Genomic DNA, 9,276 nt, shown 5'->3' with positions numbered 1-9,276 from the left:
CCCGATGACCGACCTCATGAAAAACGGCGCCGTTCCAGAGGTCGGGTTATCCAGCCAACCGGCCCCGCCGAACCCCGCCGAATTTCAATTCGAGCGACCGGACTGGACGCTGTTCCGAAGCGCCGACACCCTGTCGCAGAAGGCCGGGGTCCGGAAGCACCTGCTGCGCCGCCTCGTCCTGAAGGAGTTGACCGACAACGCCCTCGACAGCGGCGCGCGTGTCGTGACCGCGACCCGGGACGGCCCAGACCGCTACATCGTCCGCGACGACGGCAAGGGGATCGAGGGCGGCCCTGAGGCCGTCGCCCGACTGTTCAGCGTCAATCGCCCCCTCATTTCCTCCAAGCTCTGGCGCCTGCCGAGCCGGGGCGCGATGGGCAACGGCCTGCGCGTCGTCGTCGGCGCGGTCGCCGCCTCCGATGGCGCCCTGGTGGTCACCACCCGCGGCCGACGCCTCACCCTCGTCCCGCAGCCAGACGGCTCCACGGCGATCGAGCGCAGCGAGCCGGTCGAGGCGTTCACCGGCACGACGGTGGAGATCACCTTCGGCCCGGCCCTGCCCGGTGACCTGGGCGCGCTCGAATGGGCCGAACTCGCCATCAGCATGGCCGGGGGCGGGGAGTCCTACACTGGCAGGCCGTCACCTTGGTGGTACGACGCCGACGCCTTCTACGAACTGCTGCAAGGTGCTGGCGATCGGCTCCTGCGCGAGTTCGTGGAGCGACTGGACGGCTGCACTGGGGGGAAGGCCGGGCGCATCACGAAGGCGTTCAAGGGATTGCCCTGCCGCTCGCTCACCCGAGAACAAGCCACCGAGTTGCTGATCGTCTCCAGGTACGAGGCGCGCCCGGTCCGACCGGAGCGCCTGGGCCAAGTCGGACGAACCGCCAGTGCCGCGGTCTCGTACTCCTGCCAGCGCGGCACGGCCTCGATCGGCGGCCGGGAGCCGAAGGCCGAGATCCCGTTCGTCGTTGAGGCATGGGCGACGGCCGCGCGCCGGGACGAGACCGGCGACGACATCGAGATCCTGATGAACGTGAACCGCACCCCGGCGGTCGCGGCGATCGAGGCGTGGCGGGTGAAGGGCGATCTCGCCCTGACCGGCTGCGGGCTGAACCACAGGTGCAGCCGGATCGCGCCCGGGCGCTACTCCATCACCATCAACCTGACCACGCCGTGGTGCCCGGTGACGACGGACGGGAAGGAGCCGGATCTCTCGCCCTTCGTGCTGGAGATCGCCGCAGCCGTGGAGCAGGCGGCGAAGCGGGCGCGGGGCGCGATGCCTCGCCAGCCCTCCGCGATCACCACGGGGACGACGCACAAGGACATCATCCTCCGCCACCTCGACGTGGCCGTGGCCAAGGCCAGCGGCGACGGTCAGTACCGCTTCAACCAGCGCCAGCTTTTCTACGTGCTGCGGCCCATCGTGATAACCACCACGGGCAAGGAGCCAAGCTGGGAGAACTTCTGCAAGATCATCACGGACTACGAGTCCGAGAACGAGGACATCCCGGGCATGTACCGGGACCCGCGGGGCACGCTCTACCATCCGCACTTGGGCCAGGACATCAGCCTCGGCACCCTCGCGGTCGAGCAGTACCAGCGCCCAGCCTGGACGTTCGGGCAGATCCTCTACCTGGAGAAGGAAGGGTTCTTCGAGGCCCTGAAGGCGGCCCGCTGGCCCGAGCGGCACGACTGCGCGCTGGTCACCTCGAAGGGGTTCACGACCCGGGCCGTGCGGGATCTCCTCGATCTGCTCGGTGAAGGAGACGAGCCGATCAGGGTGTTCTGCGTCCACGACGCCGACGCGTTCGGGACCATGATCTTCCAGACGCTCTTGCACGAGACCAAGGCCCGGGCGCGTCGGCGCGTCGAGGTGATCAACCTGGGCCTCGACCCGTGGGAAGCTCTCGGCATCGGACTGGAGCCCGAACGCGTCGAGGCATCGGACCGGAGCAAGGCCGTCGCCGACTACGTCCAGATCCGGTCGGACGGGCCCCGGTGGGTGAACTGGCTTCAGACGCAGCGCGTCGAGTTGAACGAGATGACGACGCCGCAGCTCATCGCGTGGCTGGACGGGAAGATGCAGGCCCACGGGGTCGGCAAGGTGATCCCGCCGTCCGCCATCATCGTGGACGAGACCGAGCGGCAACTCGCCGAGCAGGTCGAGCAGCGGATCACCGCCCGGGTGCTGCGCGAGGCCAAGATCGGCGCCCAAGTCGCGGACGCTCTCGCGCTGATCGAGGTGCCGGGACCGGAGGTGCTGGCCGAGACAGTGACCGAATGGGTTGGTGGGCACAGGGACGAAGCGTGGTCCGCTGGCGTCTCGGAGTTGGCGGGCGGTCTCGCGCGGACGATTGAGCCATGACGGTCGAGCCCGAAATCCTCCCGGCCGAACCGACGCAAATTCGCGTCGGTCTACCGGCCGAAGCTGCGGCGATCGTCCGAGCCTATCAGCAGGCCAGCAAGGCCGACTCTACGATCCGCGCCTACTCGTCGGACGCCCGGGTGTTCCAGGACTGGTGCGCCCGGTACGGGTTCCGGTCGCTGCCCGCGACGCCTGAGGCCGTCGCTGGGTTCCTCGTCCATGAAGCCGAGGCGGGCCGAGCGGCTTCCACCATCGGGCGGCGGCTCGCCGCGATTAAGTACGCCCATAAGCTCGCGAAGGCGGCCGACCCCACTGAACACGAGGAGGTCTCGGCGGCGATCAAGGGCATCCGACGCAGGCTGAGCACGAGACCGACGCGGCAGAAGGCAGCGGCCACGGTGGATGTGTTGCAGATGCTGCTCGCCCGGACGCCCGACACCCTGACAGGGAAGCGAGACCGGGCGCTCCTCGCCCTTGGGTTCGCAGGAGCGTTCAGGCGTTCCGAGTTGATGGACCTTAATGTGGCCGACCTCGTTGAGCACCCCGATGGCCTGCGGGTGCGGATCAGGAAGAGCAAGACGGACCAGGAGGGGGCGGGGACCGAGATCGCGATCCCACACGGCCGGTTCGTCCGGCCGGTCGCCTTGGTCCGGGAGTGGCTCGACGCTGCCGGGATCTCCGATGGTCCCGTCTTCCGGCCGGTATCGCGGTACGGCGTCATGCGCCGTCTGGATGCCCGAGGAGAACCGCCGCGGCTGACGACCCGGGCGGTCGGCGACATCATCAAGCACTACACCTCGGCCGCGGGGCTCGACGCCTCGACCTTCGGGCCGCACTCGCTGCGCGCCGGGTACATCACGACGGCGGCCGAGCGCGGCGCTGATCTCGCCAGGATTATGGACCAGAGCCGCCACCGCGATCCTCGGACCGTCGTCGGCTACATCCGGCGAGCGAACGCCTTCAAGGATCACTCCGGATCTGGATTTCTCTAATGCGCTCTAAGAAACAAGGCGCTGGCAACAAGAAATCCGATCACAAATCCAAAAACGAACGTCAGGAATGAGAATTTACTTATCTTCTGCTTGAATAAATCTACCCATTTCTTAATGATTGAGGTCTTCGGAGACGGTTGAATTTCCTCAGAATTCCGGTCTTCCTCATTTGACGTTTCTGTCACAGTGTCGGGTGCGGTGTTCCCATTATCTATGGCAACTCCACCTTCTTGAGCTTCGTCCTGCGCGACCCCGGTCTGAGGTTCGTCTTCTACAACAGTAGCCTGTCCAGCCCAAGGTTGAGTTGCTCTTCCGAAATCAGAAGGGCGCCCTATGACAATGAAATAAGTCATGAGACTTTTTGTCTCAAAGTTATCTTCAGGTGACCCTTTTTTTATCCTATCGGCGACATTTCGACCAATCGGCTTTGGCACATCATATACGCCATCCTTTGACCTACCAGCAATTTCATTTGGTGAATGCGGTGTTTGAGTAAGGCTTTTATCGACAATTTTAGCATTTCCGAGTAGAGAGTAGTCTTGGCCATTACCGTTTACTGTGAGCCATTCGCGGCACTGCGTATTGTTCAAGATAGCCATCCCTCGACCCCAGCGCTCGCACCGTCAGACGGAACGTAGCCCACCAGCGAGTCTCAGGCGGCAAGAAAGCTTAGCCGTTTAGGCTGCGATCACGGAAACGTGAATGTTGTATGTTTGCAACAGGTGTCTGGATGTTCCTTTCATTTGTGTTCTGCGTGCCGATCGAAGTCTTTTACCTTGTCGTCTGATTGCCGTTTGGTTGCCGTTTGATGTACTTCTGCCTGCCTATAAGTTGCTGCCCCCTACGATGAACAGTGTAAAGTCAACAATTCGGCAACAGCACGGAAGGTCATAGGCAGCCGGTCTCTTGCGGAAATTGCAAACCTGCGTCAGCTTTGTTGCAGGTCTTGTCCCGCTGGGGTGTCTCGGCGGGGGAATGCCCTTCGAAGACTACCACGTCCACAACGCGCAGGGCCACCTGTGTGAACGGGAAAACCTGCCCTGCGTCATGAACCAGAGAGGAACTTGGTATGCGCAAACAGATCCTGGCAGCGGGGTTCGCTGCTCTGGCCCTCGGGGCGGGTGCGCCCGCCCTCGCCCAAGGGACCGAGTGCCGCAACATTGAGTGCTCGGGCAGGCAGATCGAGTGCGGCGGCAAGATGCCGTGGGACAAGCTCCGCTGCGAGGCGGACAAGTCCAAGTGGAAGGCGGGATGCGAGGCCAAGAAGGCGGCCTGCATCGCCGCCGAGAAGGCGCTCAACTGATCCTGCTGTCCATCTGAACGGCGGGCAATGACCTCGTAACCCTGAACCAAGAAGGTTCAAAGAGTCACGAGGCCAAGCTGATGATGCGGCTCCTGGGCAAGATATGACGCATCATCGAGAAAGGCGGTCCCGGAGAGACCTGGGGCCGCCTCCGCATGTATGTCTACCTGAAAACCCACGCCAAGTCCAAGGATGTGCCTCGGCAATGGCTGGATCAGCTTCGCTAACCCACAAATCACTCCCACGGCGCTGGAGCGCCCTTCAGCATCGCGTCGTAGTCGGACGCGAGTTGGTGCAGGGTCGCAGGCGCGAAGTACGCCTCGGCCTCCAGAGAGACCGGGTCGTCCTGGTGCAGCGTCGCCTCGTACCGGCGGGCGGCTTCATCAAGCTCATCAGGGGTCAGCCGGACGGGTGCTGCGACGCAGGCGGCCTCCAGAGCTGCGAGACGCTTATCGAGGGCGCCCCGGTTCATAGGCTCACCCATTCGGCCGCCGCGCCGATCTGCTCAGGGTCGGCGTCGGGGTGATCGGTGAACGCCTCGGGCAGCGTTGTCATCAAGGCGGTGATCGCCTCGCGGTTGACCGACATGCCGCCGGTCGAACCCCCGCCGAACGGCGCCAGCATCCGCATCACCGCGGCGGTGTGCGCCGTGCCCCAGCCGATCACGGCCGTGCGCTCCGCGACCATCGCCGCGTGCATCTCCGCCGCGGCCCGGTAGCCGAGCGCCCGCGCCTCGCTCGCGGCGACATCTTCACCCGGACGGAGGCCCCCAAGGTAGACGGCGAGCAGGAGACGCAGCAGCCGGAGCGCCGGGCTGAACGAGGTCTCCAGCGCGACCGGCGCGGACTGGGCAGCTTCCAGGCGGGCGAGGCGGATCAGCAGGTTCGGGGTCATGCCCGGGCTCCTTCCGCGTTCCCGTCCGACAACCCGAAGAAGGTCAGGGCGCGGCGGATGCTTGTCTCGGCCCGGTCGAACTTCGGGTGGTCGCTCGGCCAGTGGTGCGGAGCGCCCGGCAGCCGCGCCGCCTTGGCGTGCGAGATCTCGTCCAGCGCGCCGACCATCATCTGAAACATCGGCTCCCGGCCGATCCCCCGGGCTGAGGGGTTCTGGACGTACTTTTCGACGAGGGCCGCCTGGGCGCCCGCAATCCTGGCCTGCCAGTCGTCAGGATCGGAGAGGCAGCGGGCCTCCATGTCATCGCGGTCAATGTAGCCGAGGCCGCGGGCGAACCCGTCGCTGATGCTGTCCTGCCGGTAGGACGGCGCGGGCTCTGGGGCCTGGGGATAGCCGCCGAGGGCAATGGCGACGGCGTACAGGTTCGCCTCGACCAACTCCGGCGGCATCGGGGGCGGGGCAGCGACCGTGTGCGCGGCCTCCAGACGGGCGAGCCGTTCCGCGAGCTTCTGGATCACTGGCGCACTCCCGGGCTCTCAAGGTGGAACGTGAAGGGCGTGGTTCGGCTCGGCCACTTCCCGCCCGCCGGAGCCGCAGCTCGAAGTTCCTCGGTCAGCAGGTCGCGGCTCAGGTCCCGGATCGGCACGCAGGCGTCATGCTGATGGGCGCCGACGTTCATCACGAACACGTCGTCGTCGTCGTGGATGGCGTGCCCCCGACCCTTCAAGAAGGCCACGATGTCGGCGAACTGGGTCCCGTGCGTGGCCTCCACCTGGAAGACGAGGTGCTTCCCGACCGGGCGAGAGACGGCGATTGCCTCAAGCCGGGCGAGCCGATCCATCAGCCTTGGGGTCATCGCTTTCCTCCTGCCGCCTGCTCCAGCGCGGTCAGCCGCGTCGCGAGGTCCACGGCCTCGATCGCCTTGGTGTGGGCCTCGACCAACTTCGACAATTCGGCGGCCTCGCTCGGGGTAATCTCGCCGTTCGCGACACCCTCCAGCAGCGCCTGGGTCGCCTTGGTCAGGTCGGCCGCGGTCTCGATCTGGGGCAAGGTGAAGGTGATAGGCCTATCCTTCCGGACCGGGATCAGCCGGTCCATGCAGAGGCGCAGGGCCACCGTATCGCCGGACTGGGCGAGTTCGATCGCCTTGCGGGTGATGCTCTCGGCCTCGCCCTGGAGGATCGCCTCCAGCGCCACAGTGGTGCGGTTCCGGGTGCCCTTGGTCTTGCCCGCAGGGTTACCGCTCTTGCCCGGTGTGAAGGGTCTCCCCGGCACGACGCTCAGTCCTCCCTCAACCGCGGCCGTGCTGCACATGCAGCCCGGATGCAGGGACACGGGGAGCCCGGCCGTAGCTGTCGGTCAGGTCCTTCATCGGCAGGTCTCGGTCCGCCGCGACCATGATCCGGATGATGTTGTGATGATCCGCGTCGAACGTGTGGCCACACCCGCGCAAGAACGCTTCCGCTGCTCCTGGCGGCAGATCCTTGGGGCCCTCCATCGCGTAGACCCGGACGGGGAGGTGCCGAGGGCTGCGGGTCTGGCCTTCGAGCTTCCGGAGTCGGCGTGCCAAGTCGTTGAAGTTACTGGTCGGCGGCATCGTGTACGTCCCCAACTGGGCGCAGCTCTCTGTACCATGAATGCCTGAGTTCCGCATTTGCGCTATTCCGGGTTTCAGGTGTTCGGGTCTTCAGACCGCAGTTTGCGCTTTTCGAGAACGCCAAGCATCGCGAGCGACGTGGCACCGATTGACGATGGCCTCGATCCAGTCGGCGTCGGCATTCGTCACGGGGCCGTGGCTCTGAATGGCGCGCAGCCGGTCCTTGTCGGCCTTCGCGAGCGACTTCCCGCCGAATGCCTTCGGGATGGCCCGGTCGAGCTGAAGGCAGTGACCGGCGACGATCCACCACGGCTCGATCTTCTTCACGCCCCAGATCGGGAGGCCAGCACGACGGGAGCAGGCGTCAGGGGCATCCGCATCAGGTCGCGGCTTCCGATCGGCCGCCGGGTCCTCCCAGGTTTTCGCGAAGTCCTGAAACCCTGACCACCTGAATGTCTGGAACCCGGCATCACTTAGAGCGGCCTCCGACGACCAGCCCGCGTCCTCGATGACCTTGGCGACGGCGTGCCAGTCCAAGCCCGCGGCGGCCAGCATCCGGCTGAGGGCGCCGACCGTGGCGACCACCTCACCCTCGTGCTCGGTTGCGAGGCGCGGAATGATCTTGGCGAGCTTCGTGGCGACCTCCGCGGGGATCACAGCAGCACCTCGCCAGCCCCAAGCGCCACCATCTCCTCATCGGTCGCGGCTACGGCCGAGCACCACTGCATGTGGGTCGGGATCGTCATCTCGTAGAACGGCACCCGGTACGAGCCGAGCGCATCCCGGCGCATCTGCCCGCCCGTGTCCTCAATCATTCCGGCCTCGATCAGGGCCTTCAGCGTCTTCGGTGAACAGGAGGGCGGCTGGCCGCAACCGATGCGGTCCAGGGCGCGGCGTTCGGCCGACGTGCGGCCGGGATGGGGCGGGCGATCGGACGCGGGCATCAGCACACCTCCGGGCGGGCGGCGAACTCGGTCTCGGCCAGTTCCGCGGCGCGCAGCACGGCGGGTCCGGTGAAGTCGGCGACGGCGCGGCCCTGGGTGTCGTCGGGCAGGGTGGCGACCACCTCCAGGCCGATGGCGGAGCCGAGCACAACAACGTGGATAAGCCCGGCCATCGCGTCGGTACGGCGGGTGAGGCTGACCGTGAGGGGACCAACTGATCCGTAGACGGTGATCTCCTCGTAGTGGGCCATCGGGACCGACTTCATGGTCCGGTCGGGAAAGGTGATGACGTTGGGCACGGCGACTCCTCAGGTTGCGGGACGGTTCAGGGCGGCGTAGCTCGCCAGGACGTGGCGGCGGTCGAGACCGGCGAGGCGGTCGAGCGCGTCGATCGCGGCGGGCAGTGCTGCGGGGTCGCTCTCGGCGCGCCGCAGCAGATCGGCGAGGTCTGCACCGCGTAACCCAGTCGAGAGGTGGACCACGGCGCGCAGGCACCGAAGGCGCGCCCGGCGCTCAGCCTCGTCGAGGTCGGGGCGGAATGGCCCCCAGGCGTCACGGGCGGCGATCACCGGCCGAACTCCCACCACGGGACGCCCTGAGGCTGGCCGGGCTTCTCCCGGTGGGTGAGGTGACCGAACGCGATCTCCGTGGCCGTGATCGCGCGGACTGGGCCGGCGATCGGCAACACCAGCGCCCCGCAGGCGTCCACACGAATGATCCCGGCCTGTCGATGCACCCCGAAGAGCCGGGCGGCCGTCCAACCCAGCGCCTCGGCCTGGACCCCGAAGGTGTCGAGGAAGCGCAGCGCGCCTCTGAGGACGGCAACCCATTCGTCTCCCCGGTAGCCGGGGCAGGGCGGATGCTCGCCCGAGAGCCGCGAGAGGCCAGAGCGCCAGTGCGGAAGACCGTCCGACAAGACTCTAGCAGGGCTGCTTTCTAGGAAATTCTTTTTTTCAGAATGACTTAGGTCAAACCTAGCAGGTCTAGCAACTCTAGCAGGGGGTATCGGGGCGGACACTGCCACAACCCCCTGCCGCGCCGCATCTCCCGCGTAAGTGTATGATTTTATTATATTTTCTTTTCTCTCTTCTTCTTCTTCGCGGGTACGCGCGGAGGTGTCTGGGGGGGTACCCCCTGCTAGACCTGCTAAAGTGCTAGAGTTTAGCGTAACACTCTGA

General features: G+C 66.0%; 15 protein-coding genes. 3 read left to right on the top strand and 12 right to left on the bottom strand.

Going from position 1 to position 9,276, the window contains the following annotated elements:
- Positions 1–4 precede the first annotated feature (4 nt).
- Together ACLBX9_RS03025 and ACLBX9_RS03020 are read left to right on the top strand one after the other, a co-directional pair.
- The gene (locus tag ACLBX9_RS03025; RefSeq protein ID WP_447717859.1) at positions 5–2,368 is read left to right on the top strand and encodes a hypothetical protein; all 2,364 of its coding nucleotides are present in this window, start codon (positions 5–7) and stop codon (positions 2,366–2,368) included.
- The gene (locus tag ACLBX9_RS03020; protein WP_447717858.1) at positions 2,365–3,360 is read left to right on the top strand and encodes a site-specific integrase; all 996 of its coding nucleotides are present in this window, start codon (positions 2,365–2,367) and stop codon (positions 3,358–3,360) included. The genes ACLBX9_RS03025 and ACLBX9_RS03020 overlap by 4 nt, the downstream gene beginning before the upstream one ends.
- On the opposite strand, the gene ACLBX9_RS03015 is transcribed toward ACLBX9_RS03020, so the two are convergent.
- Positions 3,357–3,950 carry a hypothetical protein gene (locus tag ACLBX9_RS03015; protein WP_447717857.1) on the bottom strand — a complete coding sequence of 198 codons (594 nt, stop codon included), beginning with the start codon at positions 3,948–3,950 and terminating at the stop codon, positions 3,357–3,359. The genes ACLBX9_RS03020 and ACLBX9_RS03015 overlap by 4 nt on opposite strands.
- Positions 3,951–4,429: 479 nt before the next feature.
- Between ACLBX9_RS03015 and ACLBX9_RS03010 the strand changes: the two genes are divergently transcribed.
- Positions 4,430–4,663: a hypothetical protein gene (locus ACLBX9_RS03010; protein ID WP_447717856.1), complete on the top strand. Its 234-nt coding sequence runs from the start codon at positions 4,430–4,432 to the stop codon at positions 4,661–4,663.
- Positions 4,664–4,898: 235 nt separating this feature from the next.
- Here the strand turns inward: ACLBX9_RS03010 and ACLBX9_RS03005 are convergent, their stop codons facing one another.
- The 11 genes from ACLBX9_RS03005 to ACLBX9_RS02955 all read right to left on the bottom strand — a co-directional run bounded on the left by ACLBX9_RS03005 (position 4,899) and on the right by ACLBX9_RS02955 (position 9,014).
- Positions 4,899–5,135: a hypothetical protein gene (locus ACLBX9_RS03005; protein WP_447717855.1), complete on the bottom strand. Its 237-nt coding sequence runs from the start codon at positions 5,133–5,135 to the stop codon at positions 4,899–4,901.
- Positions 5,132–5,557 (bottom strand): hypothetical protein, encoded by a 426-nt coding sequence (locus ACLBX9_RS03000; RefSeq protein ID WP_447717854.1) that lies wholly within the window; start codon positions 5,555–5,557, stop codon positions 5,132–5,134. Before ACLBX9_RS03000 ends, ACLBX9_RS03005 begins: the two co-directional genes overlap by 4 nt.
- Entirely contained in the window at positions 5,554–6,075 is a 522-nt protein-coding gene (locus ACLBX9_RS02995; protein WP_447717853.1) for a hypothetical protein, read from the bottom strand. The genes ACLBX9_RS03000 and ACLBX9_RS02995 overlap by 4 nt, the downstream gene beginning before the upstream one ends.
- The gene (locus ACLBX9_RS02990; protein ID WP_447717852.1) at positions 6,072–6,413 is read right to left on the bottom strand and encodes a hypothetical protein; all 342 of its coding nucleotides are present in this window, start codon (positions 6,411–6,413) and stop codon (positions 6,072–6,074) included. The genes ACLBX9_RS02995 and ACLBX9_RS02990 overlap by 4 nt, the downstream gene beginning before the upstream one ends.
- Positions 6,410–6,832, bottom strand: coding sequence for a DUF5681 domain-containing protein (locus tag ACLBX9_RS02985; RefSeq protein WP_447717851.1), 423 nt, complete (start codon positions 6,830–6,832; stop codon positions 6,410–6,412). Before ACLBX9_RS02985 ends, ACLBX9_RS02990 begins: the two co-directional genes overlap by 4 nt.
- A gap of 16 nt (positions 6,833–6,848) precedes the next feature.
- Complete coding sequence (locus ACLBX9_RS02980; RefSeq protein ID WP_447717850.1) at positions 6,849–7,154, bottom strand: hypothetical protein; 306 nt, start codon at positions 7,152–7,154, stop codon at positions 6,849–6,851.
- Between the two features lie 90 nt (positions 7,155–7,244).
- A complete protein-coding gene (locus ACLBX9_RS02975) occupies positions 7,245–7,739 on the bottom strand; it encodes a hypothetical protein (protein ID WP_447717849.1) in 495 nt (164 codons plus the stop codon).
- 68 nt (positions 7,740–7,807) lie between these two features.
- A complete protein-coding gene (locus ACLBX9_RS02970; protein WP_447717848.1) occupies positions 7,808–8,098 on the bottom strand; it encodes a hypothetical protein in 291 nt (96 codons plus the stop codon).
- Positions 8,098–8,397: a hypothetical protein gene (locus ACLBX9_RS02965; RefSeq protein WP_447717847.1), complete on the bottom strand. Its 300-nt coding sequence runs from the start codon at positions 8,395–8,397 to the stop codon at positions 8,098–8,100. Before ACLBX9_RS02965 ends, ACLBX9_RS02970 begins: the two co-directional genes overlap by 1 nt.
- A 9-nt stretch (positions 8,398–8,406) precedes the next feature.
- Positions 8,407–8,667, bottom strand: a complete 261-nt coding sequence (locus ACLBX9_RS02960; RefSeq protein ID WP_447717846.1) for a hypothetical protein — start codon at positions 8,665–8,667, stop codon at positions 8,407–8,409.
- Positions 8,664–9,014: a hypothetical protein gene (locus ACLBX9_RS02955; protein ID WP_447717845.1), complete on the bottom strand. Its 351-nt coding sequence runs from the start codon at positions 9,012–9,014 to the stop codon at positions 8,664–8,666. Before ACLBX9_RS02955 ends, ACLBX9_RS02960 begins: the two co-directional genes overlap by 4 nt.
- Between the last annotated feature and the right edge of the window lie 262 nt (positions 9,015–9,276).

The sequence above is a fragment of the Methylobacterium sp. A49B genome (assembly GCF_053346215.1).
The sequence above is the reverse complement of the archived record's forward strand: the minus strand, read 5'-3'. Positions and strand labels throughout refer to the sequence as shown.